General features: G+C 39.0%; 18 protein-coding genes and 1 riboswitch. Of the genes, 15 read left to right on the top strand and 3 right to left on the bottom strand.

The window, feature by feature from the left end; genetic code table 11:
* Positions 1-23 precede the first annotated feature (23 nt).
* Positions 24-824 (top strand): SGNH/GDSL hydrolase family protein, encoded by an 801-nt coding sequence (locus N7Z68_RS11595; protein ID WP_275118642.1) that lies wholly within the window; start codon positions 24-26, stop codon positions 822-824.
* 16 nt (positions 825-840) lie between these two features.
* Positions 841-978: a YwzD family small protein gene (locus N7Z68_RS11600; RefSeq protein WP_275118643.1), complete on the top strand. Its 138-nt coding sequence runs from the start codon at positions 841-843 to the stop codon at positions 976-978.
* Between the two features lie 111 nt (positions 979-1,089).
* On the opposite strand, the gene N7Z68_RS11605 is transcribed toward N7Z68_RS11600, so the two are convergent.
* The 3 genes from N7Z68_RS11605 to N7Z68_RS11615 all read right to left on the bottom strand — a co-directional run bounded on the left by N7Z68_RS11605 (position 1,090) and on the right by N7Z68_RS11615 (position 4,901).
* A complete protein-coding gene (locus N7Z68_RS11605) occupies positions 1,090-1,212 on the bottom strand; it encodes a hypothetical protein (RefSeq protein ID WP_275118644.1) in 123 nt (40 codons plus the stop codon).
* 188 nt (positions 1,213-1,400) lie between these two features.
* Entirely contained in the window at positions 1,401-3,596 is a 2,196-nt protein-coding gene (locus N7Z68_RS11610) for an N-acetylmuramoyl-L-alanine amidase family protein (protein ID WP_275118645.1), read from the bottom strand.
* A 645-nt stretch (positions 3,597-4,241) separates the two neighbouring features.
* Positions 4,242-4,901 carry a YigZ family protein gene (locus N7Z68_RS11615; RefSeq protein ID WP_275118646.1) on the bottom strand — a complete coding sequence of 220 codons (660 nt, stop codon included), beginning with the start codon at positions 4,899-4,901 and terminating at the stop codon, positions 4,242-4,244.
* Between the two features lie 248 nt (positions 4,902-5,149).
* Between N7Z68_RS11615 and N7Z68_RS11620 the strand changes: the two genes are divergently transcribed.
* From N7Z68_RS11620 to flgL, 13 genes are all read left to right on the top strand, one after another.
* Positions 5,150-6,268, top strand: coding sequence for a sensor histidine kinase (locus tag N7Z68_RS11620; protein WP_275118647.1), 1,119 nt, complete (start codon positions 5,150-5,152; stop codon positions 6,266-6,268).
* A 128-nt stretch (positions 6,269-6,396) separates the two neighbouring features.
* Positions 6,397-7,101: a response regulator gene (locus tag N7Z68_RS11625; protein ID WP_275118648.1), complete on the top strand. Its 705-nt coding sequence runs from the start codon at positions 6,397-6,399 to the stop codon at positions 7,099-7,101.
* A gap of 388 nt (positions 7,102-7,489) precedes the next feature.
* Positions 7,490-9,439: a zinc ribbon domain-containing protein YvbJ gene (locus N7Z68_RS11630; protein ID WP_275118649.1), complete on the top strand. Its 1,950-nt coding sequence runs from the start codon at positions 7,490-7,492 to the stop codon at positions 9,437-9,439.
* Between the two features lie 406 nt (positions 9,440-9,845).
* A complete protein-coding gene (locus N7Z68_RS11635) occupies positions 9,846-10,694 on the top strand; it encodes a DegV family protein (RefSeq protein WP_275118650.1) in 849 nt (282 codons plus the stop codon).
* A gap of 110 nt (positions 10,695-10,804) precedes the next feature.
* A riboswitch (cyclic di-GMP riboswitch) is annotated at positions 10,805-10,897 on the top strand.
* Positions 10,898-10,942: 45 nt separating this feature from the next.
* Positions 10,943-11,071, top strand: coding sequence for a hypothetical protein (locus N7Z68_RS11640; protein WP_275118651.1), 129 nt, complete (start codon positions 10,943-10,945; stop codon positions 11,069-11,071).
* A gap of 212 nt (positions 11,072-11,283) precedes the next feature.
* Positions 11,284-12,891 (top strand): flagellin N-terminal helical domain-containing protein, encoded by a 1,608-nt coding sequence (locus tag N7Z68_RS11645; RefSeq protein WP_275118652.1) that lies wholly within the window; start codon positions 11,284-11,286, stop codon positions 12,889-12,891.
* A 283-nt stretch (positions 12,892-13,174) separates the two neighbouring features.
* A complete protein-coding gene (locus N7Z68_RS11650; RefSeq protein ID WP_502550504.1) occupies positions 13,175-14,650 on the top strand; it encodes an ATP-dependent helicase ComFA in 1,476 nt (491 codons plus the stop codon).
* A complete protein-coding gene (locus N7Z68_RS11655; RefSeq protein ID WP_275118654.1) occupies positions 14,647-15,363 on the top strand; it encodes a ComFC family protein in 717 nt (238 codons plus the stop codon). The genes N7Z68_RS11650 and N7Z68_RS11655 overlap by 4 nt, the downstream gene beginning before the upstream one ends.
* Before the next feature lie 384 nt (positions 15,364-15,747).
* Complete coding sequence (locus N7Z68_RS11660; RefSeq protein ID WP_275118655.1) at positions 15,748-16,179, top strand: TIGR03826 family flagellar region protein; 432 nt, start codon at positions 15,748-15,750, stop codon at positions 16,177-16,179.
* Positions 16,180-16,256: 77 nt separating this feature from the next.
* Positions 16,257-16,517, top strand: a complete 261-nt coding sequence (gene flgM / locus N7Z68_RS11665; RefSeq protein ID WP_275118656.1) for a flagellar biosynthesis anti-sigma factor FlgM — start codon at positions 16,257-16,259, stop codon at positions 16,515-16,517.
* Positions 16,518-16,544: 27 nt separating this feature from the next.
* Positions 16,545-17,039, top strand: a complete 495-nt coding sequence (locus N7Z68_RS11670) for a flagellar protein FlgN (RefSeq protein ID WP_275118657.1) — start codon at positions 16,545-16,547, stop codon at positions 17,037-17,039.
* 47 nt (positions 17,040-17,086) lie between these two features.
* Positions 17,087-18,700 (top strand): flagellar hook-associated protein FlgK, encoded by a 1,614-nt coding sequence (flgK, locus tag N7Z68_RS11675; protein WP_275118658.1) that lies wholly within the window; start codon positions 17,087-17,089, stop codon positions 18,698-18,700.
* A gap of 17 nt (positions 18,701-18,717) precedes the next feature.
* Positions 18,718-19,854, top strand: a complete 1,137-nt coding sequence (gene flgL / locus N7Z68_RS11680) for a flagellar hook-associated protein FlgL (protein WP_275118659.1) — start codon at positions 18,718-18,720, stop codon at positions 19,852-19,854.
* Positions 19,855-19,911: the final 57 nt, after the last annotated feature.

Genomic DNA, 19,911 nt, shown 5'->3' on the forward strand with positions numbered 1-19,911 from the left:
GATTATTTAGTAAGGAGTTTTCTATGAAAAATATAATATTTGTTTTAAGTGTTTTACTTTGTTTTTCTCTATTAGTATTTGGAAAGATGCAATACGATAATAAATTGAAGGGGATTGCGCAAGAAGCTCACTCGACGTTTAAGGAGATCGAACCATTAGACACCGTAGAACAAAGAGACCAAGTAAGTGATCACGTAGGTTCAGTGCAATTTAGGGGAATTCATCCTGAATTACAAGATAAGCTCATTAGTGCCGTAAGTAGTAACCAAAGTGTACGAGTTGCATTCGTGGGTTCCAACGCATTGACATCGGATAATGGATATACTCCATGGCCTGATTTAGTAATTCAGGAATTAAACGAGACTTATGGAGAAGATGTATTTGAAGTAACTGTTTTTGAAGTAGGAAACCGTACAACACATCAAGTGCTAGAAACTGGATTACATAATGAAATCGCAGATTTTCAACCGGATGTTCTACTTTTTGAACCATTAATACTGAATGATAATAATAATTTAACCATCGATGTGACACTGCAAAATCTTACTGCGATTTTGACAGATATTAGAGCTGTAGCATCGGATGTCTTTATTGTCTTACAGCCACCGAATCCTATTTATCGTCCGAACTATTATCTCGAGCAAACAAGAGAGTTGAAAAGCTATGCGGAAGAGAATGGTTACACATATCTTGATCATTGGGAAGCGTGGCCGTCAATTACTGATAACGAAATTCAAGATTATATAGATGGTACTCGACCAAATCAAAAAGGACATGAGATTTGGGCAAGTTCAATAGTAGAATTTTTTAAAGGTGAAGAATAATTAGGAGATTATGGAAATGTCAAAACAAAATCCATTACTTGATATATTATTAGAAGCTTACCGAAAAGGCGAAAAAGAAGGAACTGAGCTTCAGGATCTCATGAAGGAAATTGAGAAAGGTTTGCGTGTATTCGTTGATGAACCAGTAAAATAAGTTTAAGCGATCAGATGAATTATTTTCTGATCGCTTTTTTTAATTTTAATAACACCGGTACCAGGCACCTTTATCCATTTACTGTGTTAAAGGTGCCTGGTACCGTATTTGTTAGTTGTGTTTATTTGATTTTCTCATCTTTTCTTTTTTAGAAGTGCTTGGTTTGCCTCCAGAACGTGAAGTAGGGTTTTCGGCATTTGCATGTTCGACCGCTTGTTCGAGCTTCTTTTTCATCGTAGGACCTCCGAAAATTTAAGTTTTATTTCAGAAGTTAGGTTCTCCTTAAATGAAGTATATTACTCCACTCTCAACAATATTTTATACCTTAAAAATAATAGCGCTTTAAAGCGTTGCAGGTACCAGGTACCTAAAAAAATTACCAAAAAACCTAAGGTTCTCGATGAACCTTAGGTTTAATTGTGTTATTTATGAAATTCGATCAATGCTTGTAAGAGTGCTTCGGATGCATCCTCATAAAATTTATCTTGTTTCATCATATTGGCATCATTAGGATTCGTGATAAAGCCTAATTCAACGAGGATACTTGGAATTCTTGTGTAACGAACTACGCCGAAGTTCCCTTCTTTCACACCGCGATCACGAGTTTTTAGTTGTTGAACGAGATGTTTTTGAGCCACTTGAGCAAGTTGTTGGCTCTGGGCGTGTTGTTGCGCGCGATTCCAAAATGTCTCTGTTCCATGTGCCTGTGAATTAGATAATGAATTTGTATGGATACTAACGAAAGAATGGCCGTTCGATGCGTTGGCAATTTCAAATCGTCTGTTTACAGAAACAAAGGTGTCTGTAGTACGAGTCATGACGACTTTCGCGCCAGTAGCTTCAAGTTTTTTTTGCAGCTCTATAGATACTCTGAGTGTTACGTCTTTCTCGCGTAAGCCGTTACCAACGGCGCCTGGATCGCTACCACCATGACCTGGGTCAATGACAATTGTTTTACCTGCTAATGCATTAGTCGGTACAGGACTAGGACGATTTGGAGTTGATCCACTGCTGTTTTGGTTATTGTTATTAATAGTTACTGTTACATGATCGCCATGTATATATGCCCATTGGTTATTATGCTTAATCTTTAGCCAATTGCCGTTCACATTTGTCTCAAAGATGGGAACGGACGCACCGCGAGTGAGCATCCCTACTCGACTACCGGAAGTAGCTGGTGATTGGCGTATATTCAGAGTCATAACATTAACCGTACCTGTTGCAACAATATTATCCGAGTTATTATTATTATTATTCGAAGAGTTATTGTTGTTTGAGTTGTTATTGTTAGCAGATACCGTTACGAAATCGGCATGAACGTAAGCCCATTGGTTGTTCATTTTAATCTTCAACCAGTTTCCATTCACGTTTCGTTCATAGATCGATATCGATGCCCCACGATTTAGAGTTCCGACGCGTGTGCCAGAAGTAGAGGCTGTTTGTCTCACGTTTAGTATATTGACGTTAACTGTCCCTGTAGCTACGACCGTATTATTGCTATTATTATTGTTGTTGCCAGAGTTCCCACTATTATTATTTTGATTGTTATTGCTAACCGTTACAGTTACGAAGTCGCTATGAACGTAAGCCCATTGATTATTCATTTTAATCTTCAACCAATTACCATTCACGTTTCGCTCATAGATGGAGACCGATGCACCACGAGCCAGACTACCGACTCGAGTACCTAACGTAGAAGCCGTTTGTCTCACATTTAATGAATTGACATTGACCGTACCCGTTGCAATGATTGTGTTGGAACTGCTGTTATTATTATTATTATTATTATTTGAATTGTTACTGTTTTGGTTATTGGAACTAGAGCTGATCGTTACAAAGTCACCATGAATGAATGCCCACTGATTGTTGACTCTAATCTTCAACCAATTCCCGTTGATATTCCTCTCATAGATGGAAACCGTCGCACCGCGAGCCAGACTACCGACGCGAGTCCCCGTTGCAGAAGCGGTTTGTCTCACGTTTAATGAGTTCACATTGACGGTTCCAGTTGCAATGACTGAGTTTGAACTGCTGCTGTTGTTACTATTATTATTGGAATTGTTGGAGTTGCTATTATTATTTCCTGTGACCGTTATGTAATCGCCATGAACGTAGGCCCACTGATTATTCACTCTAATCTTCAGCCAGTTTCCGCTAATACCAGTTTCATAGATTTGAACAGTGGCCCCACGAGAAAGACTCGCAACGCGCACTCCTGTTGTAGAAGGTGATTGTCTTACATTTAATGAATTGACGTTAACAGACCCCGTAGCAACGACTGTACCTGAGTTACTACTTGAGTTATTAGGGCTGTTGCCCACAGGAGTTACGCGAACAAAATCGCCATGAACATACGCCCACTGATTATTCATTTGAATTTTTAACCAGTTTCCATTGACATTGCGTTCATAAATAGAAACAGTCGCCCCTCGTGAAAGACTGCCAACTCTTGTCCCATTAGTAGATGGAGTTGACCTTACATTTAATGAACTGGCCTGAACGGTACCTGTCGCAATGATTTGACTTTGATTTGCATTCGTATGCTGTTCGTAACCAATGTAAAAACTAGAAAGAAGAATAATACATAAACATACAATCGCCCATTTACTTCTGACCATAGATTAATCCCCGCTCCGTTAAAATTTTTTATAATAGATGTTGAGATACACTGTAAAAAAAGTGGCGAGTTCTTTTGCTGTGGTTGTTCAATATATTGAACTTTTAAAGATGCTTTCCCTATTATATAAGTTAAAATCTATCATTATCCGAAACTTAAAAAGTACTTCCAAATTGTATCTAGGAAAATACCTAATCCACCGAAAAAGATTCCGATGCAGGCAATGCTAACAGGCGATCCCCATTTTACGTCTTTCAATCCATAAACCCCCTTTCAATTCTGGAGTTATGTTTAATTAACAGGCAGGTGTAAAACTGGTATCTAGCAACTTGAAAGTAATGGATAAGGACCTGCACTGCAAATTAAGTTATGTGGTCATCGTCATTAGTCCCGAAAATGAAACTAATGTCTGATGGAAGGTATGGATTCTAATGGTTAATAGTAGTTACATAGGAATAATTAGGTATTAAAATTATATTAACTCATGAGACAAATTCCGTAAAGACGCTGTCGAACGATAGCGACTTTAGTCATGATCTTTTTCTAGGTATTGGGCTTTACTCTTTGCTAAACACCTTAATTTAGTGCAGTTGTTAGGGTGTAGTTGAAGTGTTATGCGGTGAAGTTGATGTGGTAGCAGGTACCTTTAGCTCTCTGCATCGCTAAAGGTACCTGCTACCGGGTTTTCGAGGTATTGGGCTTCGCCTGTGACTATAGAGGCTTGGCCGCTTGTTAAGTTTGTCATCCAATCTACAAATTTGTCCGTGGCTTCTTTCTTAACATAAGCCTGTACCTCTACTTGTTCTAAATAATTGATACCTTTCAAAATATATGGTGACTGACGAAGTTCATTTTCAACTTTTCCGAGCCAGTGATAGTCGATCGTAGTATGCATCACCTGCATGAGTTTTCGTTCGACAATTCCTACTGCGTTCAACCCTTCACTCGTTGCGCCTCCATATGCGCGAATTAATCCGCCCGCTCCGAGCTTGATGCCACCAAAGTATCGTGTAACAACGACGACCGTATCTTTCAAGCCGCGCTTTTTTAACACTTCTAATATCGGAACGCCAGCCGTACCGCTCGGCTCACCGTCATCGTTCGCTCTTTGAATTTCATCGTTCTCACCAATGAGATAGGCTGAACAGTTATGCGTGGCATCCCAATGCTTTTTCTTAATCTTTTCAATAAACTGCTGGGCCTCAGCTTCTGTCGTTGCGCGATCAATATAAGTAATGAACCTGGAGCGTTGAATATTAATTTCATGTTCTCCATATCCTTTAGTGGTTAAATAAGAAAGTAACAATGGAACCCCACCTTTATCCCCTGATTTTTTAAATGCTTGGCATATATTGTCTAAAAACTATACCACAGTTTTACATACCATCGAAACAATCCTGTAATATTACAATGGTATGCTAAATTTGTCCTTGCCCACCGGGAGTTATGGTAAAATGATCATATATAATGTACAACTAATCCGTGTCATAATAGATGAAGAATATAAATACTCCCAAATTACTATTGTAAGAGAATTTAAGGTTGGTGGGCGCATTGGCACAATCCGAATTAGAGGTAATTATTAAGAAAACGATTGAGACAGTAGACGAGAGTCGCGAACAAGTCTTTCGAATTGGTGAACAATCTCGAAAGGAATTTGCTATTTTAAATGATGAATTGAAAGATATTCGCCATAAAGTCGCTAAAGTGATTGATGAAAATGACCGTACGCAATTACATGCGCGTTTTTCTAGAAATCGTCTTGCTGAAGTGAGTAAAAACTTTAATAAATATAGTAAAGAGGAAGTCAAAGCTGCTTATGAGCAAGCAAATGAGTTCCAGGTTCAGTTAGCAGTTTTACAACAAGAGGAAATGCGTTTGCGAGAAAGGCGGGACTCGATCGAACGACGAATTGTTTCATTGAAAGAAACAGTGGAACGAGCGGAACGGTTAGTTGGTCAAATGTCGGTCGTTTATAACTTTCTATCCAGTGACATTCAACAATTAGGTGAAAAATTAGAAGAAGCGAAAGAAAAGCAAGAATTTGGCTTGAAGATTATAGAAGCTCAAGAAGAAGAACGAAGACGTCTATCACGAGAAATTCACGATGGACCAGCCCAAATGCTAGCAAATGTGATGCTGCGCTCAGAATTAATTGAACGGACATATCAAGATAAAGGTATAGATGCGGCTCTAGTAGAGATAAGAGACTTACGGAAAATGGTGAAATCATCCCTTTCAGAAGTAAGAAGGATTATTTACGACCTGAGACCAATGGCACTTGACGATCTAGGTTTAATTCCAACCCTGTCTAAATACCTAACTACGTTTGAAGAGCGGACAGGAATAGCAATTCGGTTTAAAAGTCTTGGAAAAGAACGGCGTTTGCAACCTAGGCTGGAAGTTGCGCTGTTCCGCTTAGTTCAAGAAGCGGTACAAAATGCCTATAAGCACGCCGAACCAAAAGAGGTCCAAGTTAAAATTGAAATTAAATTGAACAAGGTTATAATAATAGTTAAGGACGATGGGAAAGGCTTTGATCAATCAGTAAAAAAAGAAGGGTCCTTTGGATTACTTGGTATGAAAGAACGTGTCAATATGCTAAAAGGCCAAATGACCATTCAGTCGAAAATTAATGTAGGTACAGGCATTCTAATCGAAGTACCTATTTAATAACTAGAAGAATTTACCGATGGATGTAATAAAGGAAATCGCAAGTCCACTAGACGCTCTTCGCTGAAACTGGACAAGCAAATCGCAAATCATAATAGAAGCAGTTAAAGTTAACGAGAGGTGAAAACATGTTTAATAAAGATCGAAATATACGTATTGTCATCATTGATGATCATCAACTATTCCGTGAAGGTGTAAAACGTATTTTAGCAATGGAAGATAACTTTGATGTAGTTGCAGAAGGTGAAGATGGGGAGCAAGCTCTTGCTCTAGTAGAGGAGCATCGCCCGGATGTCATCTTAATGGATATTAACATGCCAAAAGTAAATGGTATGGAGGCGACTCGTGATTTAATTCAAAAGTATCCGGATGTAAAAGTTTTAATTCTATCTATTCATGACGATGAGTCATATGTGACACACGTATTAAAAACTGGTGCAGCTGGCTATCTATTAAAAGAAATGGATGCTGATGCGTTAATTCAAGCCGTTAAAGTCGTTGGTGAAGGCGGAGCTTACATTCACCCGAAAGTCACGCATAATTTAATTAAAGACTATCGCCGTCTAGCAAATGAAGATGAAACTGACGCTTCTGAAATTGGCTTCCGTGAAGTAGAATACCGCAAGCCGCTTCATATTTTAACACGTCGCGAATGTGAAGTGCTACAACTGATGACAGACGGTTACAGCAACCGTATGATTGGTGAAGCGTTATACATTAGTGAAAAAACAGTTAAAAACCATGTAAGTAATATTTTACAAAAAATGAGTGTAAATGACCGTACGCAAGCTGTTGTTGAATCTATTAAAAATGGTTGGGTTATGGTGAGATAAATTCTATAAGATGGTAGAAAAGGGTAACTTGTATTATACAGGTTACCCTTTTTTTGTATTGACTATGTTAGGATATTCATTGTTGTATCGGCCCGTAGATCAAGCCCTAGTTTGCTAACAGACCAAACAAATAGCGACAATCTTTGAGAAAAGAGCGTCTATTTTAGAACTTTGATTTTTGGTTACTACTAAGTAAATGGTAGGGATATTGTTTTCAGTTGGGGGATGAAGGAAACACCCATCGAAAAGAGTGTAAGCTTTATCGATACCTCTTCTAAATTAGTAACTTTTAAATTTATTGTAAATTAATAGTAAAATAGTAGTGTATTTAGTGAGGCTTCTGTAATATAATTTTAAAATAAAAAACTAGTAAATTTGGAGGAGACAAATGAAATTCTGTAAAGAATGTGGCAGTCAATTATCAGAAGAAGCACAGTTTTGTAAAGAATGTGGTGCTCCTGTAACAGGTAGAACTACTAATAGTAATCCAAATGTTGTAAAACCTTCAGAATCAACAACAACCCAAGGCAGCAATTCTAAAGGAACCCCGCCACCAATGAAACCGATGACCAAAAAGACAAAGATATGGTTTGCAATTACGGGTGCTGCAATCATCTTATTGTTTGGAGGGTTTAAGGCAGGGGAAGCTCTAACCGATAAAGATCGGTTAATTGACCGATTTGAAGCAGCAGTTATTGCGAATGATGAGAAGACTGTTGCAAAATTTTTAACTACCACTAGTGGTTTAGAAGTTAACGCCAATTCTGCAAGTGGTTTTATTCAGTATATGAATGAGAACCCAGCCACGTTTGGGGAAGTTATCTCTGACTTAAAGATGCAATCGAAAATGTATTCGCAAATGTATTCGGGATCCAGAGGTATCGTCCAGGATGTATTTGGTTTGGCTGAAGAATTTTTCTCCTATGGTCTTGTGGCATTAAGTCATGAAGGTAAAGGTATTTTATATGACAAATATCAACTAGTAGTTGAACCTGTCTATGTCACACTAAGTACGGAATACAAAGATGTTTCTCTTTCTATAAATGGTGAACAAGTTGCCGTAACAGATCGCCCTGATTTTGAGAAGCAGTTTGGGCCGTATTATCCTGGTATAATGACGTTAGAAGCCACTTTAAATAGTGACTTTGTAGATTTAGTTTATACTAATGAAATTAAAGCATTAAACTCTAGTGTCTATCACCATGTTGAGTTGGATGCAGAAAGTGTCACACTTGATTTAGGAATTAGCTCCGATGCTCCTGTTACAGCTAAATTATTTATTAATGGTGAAGATGTAAATGTAGATCCTATCAAGCATTCTACTTTCGGGCCTGTTCTAACAGATGGATCGATGACATTTAATGTTGAAGTTGAGTATCCATGGGGAACATTTCAGACAGCGGAACAAAGTATAGAAAGTAATTATATAGAAGTTGATTTTTCTTCAGATAAAGATTTGCAAAAGCAGTTGGTAGATCTATCTTTGGCATTTACGAAAGAATTTTTCCCAGCGCATTTTTCATCGGATATTACCAAACTCACAACTACAGACTCATCATTTAAAGAGTATTTCGATACAATCGTCGAACGGAATACAGCATCAGAAACGATAATGACGTTAAAGTTTTTAGGTATGAACTTCTTAAATGATAGTCTGACGCTACATTACAATGATAATAAATGGATGGCAACGATGGCAGCGATGGTTGAAGTAGACGGAAGTTATGTATACATAGACTGGACTGAAGACGAATACCTTTTACCGGATGCCTCTTATAAAACATTTATCTATACGTATGATACAGAGGTTGAAAGTTGGAAAGTAAGTAATTTATACGATATTGATGCAAATTATGAATTTCAACATACACCACTAGAAAATCTTACAAAAGTCGAAAATGATAATATTGTAGAATTTACATCAAGCTGGCATGGGAATGCACCTGTTAACCGAGAGAAGGAAAGTGACACAGATACACGAAGTGATACTTACGTTGAAGAACAGGTATATGACTTAATGGACAGCTATTCTCATAAGTTAATAGAAGCGATTAATAAGGGAGACTTTAGAATTGTTGAACCTTATTTAAAATCAGGAAGTGCCCTATATAACGATCAAAAGTCATTAGTTGAACATTTATCAAACCGAGGCGTTAAGGAAGAGTATGTTTCGAGTGAAATTTTAGATGTTGAAATCGATGGGGATACATTCTATATTGAGACCTATGAGGTTACTAAAATTATTTATAGTAATGGGAATGAAGAAGTGAAGGACTTTTCTTGGATCTATACTGGCGTTTTTACTGGTGATGATTTCTTATTAACCAAAATTGAATAGAACTGTTTAATTAGAGGGTGAAATCGCACCCTCTTTTATTATTTCTTTGACATACTGCGAGATTTAATGTATGGAATTGTTTGAGCCTTAATTTTACATTAACAAATAAACAGGCGATTTTTAGGTCGGGTTTTCAATGTTTGCTAATATTCTTATGCGACTGTTGTTGGAAGTTCATAATGGGCTCTTGTATTTTGCATATATGATCGGATTTCAATAAAATAATCATGCGAAAGTCCTAGCAGGTTAAGGCAGGTTTGCTTGGAAAAATAATCTTTTAAAGCCTATACTAGAAAGAAACTAAAGGATTTTCATCAAACTTGGCGAATGGTATAAACGTAGAAAATCATTTCAATTAAAAACGAAATACGTAGTAGAATAACATACATAAAGCGAGGTCATTTGTTTGAGTAAAATTGCGATTGTCACAGACAGTACAGCGTATTTGTCAGAAACATTGCGTGAACAGAACAACATTAAAATGGTACCCTTAAATGTTGTTTTTGGCGATGAAGCAATTCAAGAGGAAGTCGAAATTACAGCGAGCGAGTTTTACGAAAGAATGAAAACGACGGAAAAGCTGCCAACCACATCCCAGCCAGCTATAGGTTTGTATGTTGAGTTATTTGAACAACTTAAACGTGACGGATATGAGGCAGTGGTTTGCATCACGTTATCAAGCGAGATCAGTGGAACCTATCAGTCGGCGATGAGCGCTGCAGATATGGTCGAGGATTTTGATGTCAGAGGCTTTGACTCGAAAATCAGCTGTTCACCGCAAGGCTACTTCGTACTCGAGGCTGAAAAACTTGCGAGTGAAGGAAAAAACATTGAAGAAATCATTGCTCACCTTGAGATTATGAGAAATAAAATAAACGCCTATTTTATGGTCGACGATTTAAATCACCTGCACCGTGGCGGGCGACTGAATACAGCGCAGTTATTTGTCGGTAGTTTATTAAAAATTAAGCCTGTACTTCACTTTGTTGATGGTAAAATCTTACCGTTTGAAAAAGTGCGTACGGAGAAAAAAGCATTGCAACGGATTTATAACTTATTAGACGAAGGTGTGGCAGGAAAGACTAACGTACAGGTTACTGTCATTCACTCTAATCGCTTAAGTGAAGCAGAAAAAATCGCAGAAGAGTTACGAGCAAAGTACCCCGATGCTGAAGTCGGGATCAGCTACTTTGGTCCAGTAATTGGAACCCATTTAGGTGAAGGAAGCATAGGGATTAGTTGGTACGTTGCGTGAAAATAGGGAAACACCAGTGCATCAGTCAGTGCTGATGTGCAGGTGTTTTTATTTTGTCACAAATATACCCTTAAACTATTGTCGTAAAGTGTCGATAATAAATTCGTATCATACGAAATGGGCAAAATCATTGAAAAATGATGACGCAAAGCTAGAGGGGCTTCATTGAAGGAGTTCTTTCAATATGCCAGCCAGTTGCCGAACTGATCGTCCTCCGTATGATGATAACAATATTGGAGGTTTAACAAATGTATTTAACGCCTGAAGAAGCACAAAAAAGAAAGAAGCGTAAACAAATGATGGTAAATTTTCTCATTATTCCAGCAGTAGCTGTTCTAGTAGGAGCGCTGGTCGCGCTGTTAGGAGCAAAAATATAAAAATTGCCCTAAAGCTTCCGCATGACATTCGTGCGGAAGTTTTTTTTGTATCTGCTTCGGTATTGAAGGTTGTACAAATGAATTTAGTAAATAGCAGTCTATTCAAATATCGTTATAATAGAAAGTACCTATTTATTTATCAAAAATTGTTAATTAAAACAGTATGGTTGTCGATATAATAAATAAATAACTAACCTAGTGGTGGAAATCAGATGAAAATTAATAATAATATACCTGCATTAAACTCGTATCGACAATTAAATCAAAATACACAGCATCTATCTAAAGCGTTAGAGAATCTCTCTTCGGGGTTACGTATTAATCGTGCAGCGGATGATGCAGCTGGTTTAACAATTTCTCAAAAAATGAAAACACAAATACGCGGCTTGCAACAAGCAGAAAGAAATATTATGGACGGCATATCATTAGTTCAAGTTGCCGATGCCGGATTAAACGAAATCCATAGTATGCTCCATCGAATGAGGGAACTATCTGTTCAAGCAGCCAATGACACATATAATGAGTTTGACCGGCAACAAATTCAAAGTGAAGTCACTCAACTGAAACAAAGCATTGATGATATTGCGAATAATACAGAATTTAATGGTATTAAACTATTAAATGGAACTGCGCCTAACCATACAATCTATAATGGTGGAGGCGGACAAACAGCAGGAAATGTCCTCTCAAATCAGCCAGTTGGAAGTGATGGAAGATTTCAATTTGCTACTGCTGAAGGCTATCCAACAACCTCGTTAGATAATAATCAACGACTTGTGTTTGGTAATGGAAGTACATCCTATCCAGCCATAAGGGTTAATGGTCAAAGTTTTGTATTATACGATACTAATCTAGCGAGCTCAACACAGGAAGTAAATGGTACTCATCAAACCGTGTTTCAAGTGAATGGTGTAGAAATTACCCAATCGGTACGAATTGTTGGACCGTACCAAGACAAATATGAAATTAAATATGATATAAAGAATGTTTCTGGACAACCTCAAAATATCGGAATGCTATATCATATTGATACCATGCTTGGAAATGATGATTTCGCTCCGTTTATTGTGAATGGTCAACCGGTTCCGAATGAAACTGTCTACACCGGTGCGAATATTCCGAGTGAGTTTATCGTTTACAACCAAAATACTGGAAGTGGTGGAAATGCGGAATTCCAAGCTCATGGTATATTGAAGAGTATGGATGGGTTTACAGTGATTGAAGAACCCTCTCAATTTGCCATTGGTCGATACAACCGAGTGAATAACTGGAATTTCGTTCCGAGTGGTCCAGTGGGAGACAGTGGGTATAGTGTCTGGTGGAATGAGAGACCAGTTGAAAGTGGCGCTTCGTTTAGTGTAAATACTTTCTTTGGTCAATCGGTACCTCCTTCAGTCGCACCACCTACTCAAAGAGAGGAAGGACCTTTTGAACTCATTCTTCAGGTCGGACCGAACCAAGAAGAAACGTTTAAAATGGAACTTTCGGATGTACGTACGGAACAATTAGGAATTGATGAACTATCTGTTCTAAGCAGTGCTGAAGCCACTCAAGCCCTCGACAGATTAGATGCAGCAATTGCCATGGTTTCTACTCAACGTAGTAAGTGGGGAGCTTATCAAAATCGCTTAGAACACATTCTTAGTAATGCATCTAACTATAAGGAAAACATTACGTCGGCGGAATCGCGGATTACCGATGCAGATATGGCATTAAGTATGGTCGAGTTTACAAAGAGAAACATTTTAAACCAGTCAGCTACAGCGATGTTAGCTCAGTCCAATCAGCTTCCGCAAGGTGTACTACAGCTATTGCGGTAAGTATGTTTTTGAGTGTAAACTTTTAATAGAAAAATATTGTAATAAAAACTTTCGTATTACGATGCGGAAGTTTTTTGTTTTTTGTGCATGAGAGGGTTGAATTAGAGAAGCTACTATTTTTAGAAGAACTTTTGGAAAGCCAAGATTAAATTATGTTTACAAAATATAAAATTTACATTTCTCAAGAGGATTTTTCCAGTGTGCGTCTAAATTAAACAACTGTATAAATCAAAATCCCCAATTCAATAAGGTGGTGAACCTTTTGCGCTTTGCTGTTGTAGTGGTGGATGGAAACGAATTCTTAGTTCCTGAACCGCTCGTAAAAAAGTGTCATTCCTCGTCTGTTGTTAAGCCCCCGACTTCGATTGGGCAACTTCCTTCTTTGTCGCATCCTTCGAGAAACGCCGATTTTCAGTTTTCTACTGATTTACAATCCTTTTTATCTGGTCGCGAACTCCTGCTTGATGAACTTCCTTTTACACTGCACGAACTGGATCAACATTATCAGAATGGCTATATTGCTTATACTCGCGGTATGGACTTTCATTCCGGCCGTCTCTCATGTACGCGGTGCGGAAACGACGTCGCGGACCGCATCGTCTTTTTTATGTGCGCTCGCTGTCTTCGCATGTGCGGCTATTGCCGTAAATGCATTATGCTTGGGAGAGTGTCGCAATGTACACCGCTCATCCGATGGACCGGCCCAGCGCCTAAATATCAAGTTACTGAACCCGTGCTTGCCTGGAAAGGTGCATTATCCAATGAACAAGAAGCAGCATCAAAACAACTAGTCAAGGCCATTAAAGAACGAACTTCCTTTCTCATTTGGGCCGTTTGCGGGTCCGGTAAAACCGAAATGCTGTTCGAAGGTATCGCTCACGCTTTAACAGAAGGAAAAAATGTATTGATCGCGGCGCCACGCACCGATGTTGTCGTTGAACTAACCCCTCGAATCAAAGCAGCATTTCCAACCGCATCCATCATCTCCCTCTACGGTGGAAGTGAAGATCGTGGCAAACCCGCTCAACTCGTCATCTCGACTACCCATCAATTGCTTCGTTACCGAAACTACTTTGACGTCATCGTTGTCGATGAGGTAGATACCTTCCCGTATTCCTATGATAAGAGCCTTCAGTTTGCAGTGAAAAAAGCACAAAAAGACGATGGAGTGACTGTCTTTTTAACTGCAACTCCTTCAACAGAACTCATAAAAATTCCGCATATAAAAGTACCGAAACGTTACCACGGACACCCGTTACCTGTACCGCAGTTTGAATGGTGCGGGCACTGGAAAAAAAAGGTCGATAAGAAGAGCCTGCCGAAAAATGTACAAAGCTGGCTTATCGATCGCGCTGAAAAAAACAAACAAGTTTTTTTATTCGTGCCAACGATTGAAGTGGGCGAGCAGCTCGTGCCAATACTAAAAGAATTAGGGATTGTTTGCGACAGTGTTCATGCAGAAGATGCACAACGTCATGAAAAAGTCGCACAATTTCGCAGGGGTGAAATTCAACTGCTCATTACGACAACGATACTTGAACGCGGGGTGACCGTACCGAATATTGATGTGGCGGTACTTGGAGCGGAAGAAGCGATTTTTACAGAAAGTGCACTCGTGCAAATTTCCGGTCGTGTTGGCCGGCACAAAGATTTTCCCGGCGGTGACATCACTTTTTTTCATTATGGGAAGGCGACAGCTATGGTTGAAGCGAAACGCCATATTGTGCAGATGAATAAGGAAGCAGGTTTTGAAGGATGAAGCAATGTATTTATTGTGATGCACCCTTTCAAGTACGGGCGAGCTGGGCAGGGATATTTGGGGTGGAAAAAGAGAAGTTACTTTGTGATACATGCAGTAGGAAACTTGAAAACTTAGTTGGGCCACTATGTGAAATATGCGGACGGTCGCTGAATGACCTCGATGAAACCTTTCATGACAGGACTTTGTGCAGGGACTGCATCCGCTGGGAAGAGGACGTGCAGTGGCAAGACGTCCTAAAGAAAAACCGCTCGTTGTACAAATACAATGCTTTTTTAAAAGAGATTATGGCTCAGTTTAAGTACCGCGGCGATTATGCACTAGGGGAGTTATTCGGTGAGTCGCTAGTAAGTTTGTACCGCAGTGATTTTAAAGGAAAAGTGCTCGTCCCCATTCCGTTGAGTAACGAGCGCTTGTATGAGCGAGGGTTTAACCAAGCGGACGTATTGGCCAACATGATTGGCCAGCCAGTACAGGCCCTCAAGCGAGCACACCATGAAGAAAAGCAAAGTAAAAAAACTCGCGACGCGCGTATCCATAAGGCAGAAAATCCGTTTGTGATTGTTGCCGATGTACGAAAAGACATTGCAGAGGCACACATCACCATGATCGATGACATTTATACAACAGGTGCGACGGTACGCTATGCAGCAAAGGCACTGCTGGACTGCGGTGCAAAGTCGGTTTCATCGTTGACAGTGGCAAGAGGGTGAAATAACTGAAATAATCAGTGTTACGCCGATATATTGAAAACTACGCCGAAATAATTAAAGTTAAGCCGATATACTATGAATTACACCGAAATAAAAACCATATCAATAGGTATTGATTTGTCCCTGATATAACTAAAATGATGACAGTAAAGTTTGTTGATCAATGATATGAAAAAACCCGAAATAATCCTAAATCGACAAAGAAAATCCTACTTCGACATACAAAACCCTAAAAAATCAAACTTGTCTTGCCGATATAAAGAATAAAGAAATCACTTAGGCTTTAACAACTGCCTTTCTGCTATGCAGTAGCCGGTGATCTAAAGAGGGAACAAGGTAATATTAGAACGATAGGGTATAATAGGTAGATCAGGGGGAAATCGTATGCCTAATTTAGAAAACTGTCCAAGGTGTGGCGGAATTTTCATAAAAGCACTGCGTTCAGTGTGTGATAAGTGTCATAGAGAAATTGATCAAATGTATCAAACTGTTTATACGTTTATTCGAAAAAGAGATAATCGAAAAGCCACTTTACAAGAAGTGGTTGAAGCTACGGGGGTTAGTGAAGATTATATCCTTCAATTTATCCGTGAAGGACGGTTGCAATTAGCGCAGTTTCCAAACTTGGCATACCCATGCGATTTATGTGGAGCCATGATTCGAGAAGGGAAAATCTGTTCTAGTTGTAGAAACGACATGAGTAAGGATTTAAAACGTTATAAAGAACAAGAAGAACTTGCTGAACGAAATCAGGCTCAAGAAAAGGTAAAGCAAACGACTTATCACTTATTTGATAATGATGTTAAGCGAAAATAGTGTTAAATAATCATTGATTTAGTTCCGATATTATCTATATAAGTAGTATAGGGAATTAAAAGGAAGGAGTGTCATCAATGAAGATTAATCCATATCAATCGATTCAAAGCAACCCGTATCGAAAGCAAGTGGAAAAACAAGCATCAACGAGCGAAACAAAAATGAAGAAGGACGAAATTCAAATTTCGAAGGCAGCTTTAGAGCTTCAGCAAAGCACAAAAATTGATGCTGCTCGTCAAGAAAAAGTTAATGAATTAAAAGAACAAATTCAATCAGGAAATTACAAGATTGATGCTCAAGCTATAGCCAATAAGTTTTACGACTATTGGAACCAATGATAATTGAGACAGTCAGGAGGGGTGAGTATGTCAGCAAAAGCGGTAATCGCTGTATTAGCAGATCTTACTAAACTGCATAAAACATTCAATGAGATTGCACGAGAGAAAACAGATGTCATCCAAAAAAATGATATGCCTGCTTTAGATGTACTCATCAAGAAAGAGGGGGCCCTGATTCACCAATTAAGAAAGCTTGAACAGGATCGTATGATTGTCGTTGAAGAGTATTTAAAAAGCAAGGGTTTGGTAACAGAAGGCGTAACGATGGATCAACTATTAGAATTAGCGCCAAAAGAGGAACAGCCTATCCTAACTAAAATACATCGGGCTTTAATGTCAGAAATTGATAAATTAAAACAGAACAATGAGCTCAACCAGCAGCTCATTGAAGACTCGTTGCGGTTTGTGAACCTTTCCCTTGACCTGATGGCACCTGAACCGGATGATGTGACCTATCAACGACCGATGCAAAAAAACTATGAGGCAGGTTCAAGTCGTTCGATATTTGACTCGAAAGCCTAGATTATGAATAGAACACGAATGAGAGAAGAGAACGGAGGAACAACTGAATGATTTCGTCATTTCACGGACTAGAAACGGCTCGTCGCAGTCTAATGGCCCATCAAGGTGCCCTTCATACGACGGGACATAATATCGCTAATGCTAATACACCAGGTTACTCAAGACAACGCGTTAATTTAACACCAGGTGAACCTTTCCCTGGATCCTCTTTTTCACGACCGGGTATACCTGGACAAATTGGGACGGGTGTTAAAATAGATTCAATTCAGAGATACCGGGAGCAGTTTCTTGATCTGCAATTTAGAAATGAAAACTCAAAACATGGATTTTGGGATGCTAGATTTAATGCTCTTCATAAAATGGAAGATATACTAAATGAACCATCTGAAGAAGGAATCGCTAAAACAATGGACAAGTTTTGGAACGCCTTGCAAGACTTATCTGTTCACCCTGAAGATTCAGGAGCGCGTTCAGTTGTTCGTCAACAAGGATATGCACTTGCAGAGACGTTCAATTATGTGGCTGATTCTTTAAATACCGTACAGCGTGACCTGCAACAAGAAATTGACGGTAACGTTCGTGACATCAATTCATTAATCAATCAAATTAATAATATCAATCTACAAATCTCAAAAGTAGAGCCACATGGTTATGTACCTAATGATTTATATGACCGCCGTGATGTTTTAGTAGATGAACTTTCAAAGCTTGTAAATGTAAGAGTCGAACCTGTTCGAAGTGGCGGAAACCCTTCAAGTGTTGCGGAAGGACTATACACAATTAAACTAGCTGATGAAAATGGCCGTGATCTTGGGGTAACTTTAGTAGACGCTAGAAACAATCATATCAATGAAGTAAAAGTTAAATATGAACATAAACCAAATGGTGAAAAAGGTTTAATTGAAAAAATCTACTTCGGTCCTGCTGGTACTCTTTCATCTCCAAATAATATAGATATAGAGGGTGGAATTGCAGCGTTCCGTATAGATGAGTTCATGGCTCATGGTAAGTTTGTTGCCAATATGGAAGCTTACGGTTATTTTGATGAGCATAACGAAGAGCAAGGCCTTTATCCGAAGATGATGGAACAGCTTGATGTGATGGTATTTACGTTTGTTCAAGAATTTAATTCTGTTCATCAATCAGGATGGAATTTAGACGATATTAATAATGGTAACAAAGGTCCGGGAATAAACTTTTTTACGTTTAACGAATTAGCAGATCAACCAACGCTTAATAACCCGAAAGGTGCTGCTGCTAATCTTCGAGTATCAGAGGATATTAGAAATTCACTAGATAAAATTGCAGCTTCTACAAGAGGATATGCAGGGGATGGAACGAACGGACTTGCTTTATCGAATGTAAAAGATCGTACACTCAATTTTGGCGGTTCAACGACGAATGTCCAAAGTTTCTATCAGGGGATTATTGGTGATATGGCAGTGAATACACAAGAAGCTGACCGCATGAGACGGAACGCAGATACGTTAAGAGCCGCTGTAGAAGAACGGAGAATGTCTGCTAGTAATGTATCGCTAGACGAGGAAATGACTAATATCATAAAGTTTCAGCATGCTTATAATGCTGCTGCAAGAAACATCACGATGATCGATGATATGCTAGACCGAATTATTAACCGAATGGGCCGTTCTGGTCTATAAGCGAGGTAGATGAATAGATGCGTGTAACTCAATCAATGCTATCAAATAATACCTTACGTCATATCAATCAAGGGTATGAGCGTCTAGGTAAACTCCAAGATCAATTATCTAGTCAAAAAAAGATTACTCGAGCTCATCAAGATCCAGTTGTGGCGATGAACGGGATGCGCTATCGAACCCAAGTGACTGAGGTTGAACAATTCAAGCGTAATATAGCGGAAGTACACAACTGGATGGACACGGCTGATTCGGCGTTAGATATAACGACTCAAGCTCTTCATCGTATTCGTGAGTTAACCGTTCAAGCTGCAAATGACTCTTATGAACCAGAGCAACGGGCAAATATAGCAAAAGAAATCGAACAGCTTCGTGCCCATATCGAATCGATGGCGAATACGAAATCGAACAATAAATATATTTTCAATGGTGCGAATACAACGAATGCGCCTGTTAATGCAAATATGATGAATTTAGGGCTTAATGCGATTCCAAACCATCAAACAGATCAACTTGAAGTTGCTTTTAACGGTAAGGTGTTTTCGTTTGATAATGTGAATGGTAACAGCTATACGTATGTGAATGGGAATGAGTCCATTACCATTACAATCGATCAACCGACAAATGCTGTGACTCATACGTTCCCTGATCCAAATAGTCAAGCCGACCCTCCTGCAATGATTAGTGAACCTTTGAAAGAATGGGAAGTGACGGTTTCCCAGAAGGGTGCCGTTTCAACGAACGAACAAACGATTGAAATCGAAATTTTAAAAGGCGTAACCCTGCCTGTGACGGTAACTCCACAAAATATTTTTTCAAATGCTCTCTTTGGAGATATCATTCGTCTAGAGAATGCGTTGAAAGATCCAGATACATTGGGTGAGGATCTGTCAAAATTAATTAGTAATTTTGATCATCATATAGACCAACTTGTGGCAGAGCGTGCAGAATTAGGGGCCCGCATTAACCGTGTCGAAATGGTCGATCGCCGCTTGATGGATCAAGAGGTTATCGCCAAACGCATTATGTCCAATAACGAAGATGCTGACATCGAGCGTGTCATCATGGAACTAATGATACAAGAAAGCACCCACCGTGCAGCCCTTTCAACCGGCGCCCGGATCATGCAGCCAACCTTAATGGACTTCTTAAGGTAAAACATAACCGAACGGTGCCAGGTACCTTTTTATGGTACCTGGCACCGATTATAACAG

This window comes from Alkalihalobacterium chitinilyticum (genome assembly GCF_029028005.1).
GTDB classification, from domain to species: Bacteria; Bacillota; Bacilli; order Bacillales; family Bacillaceae_F; genus Alkalihalobacterium; species Alkalihalobacterium chitinilyticum.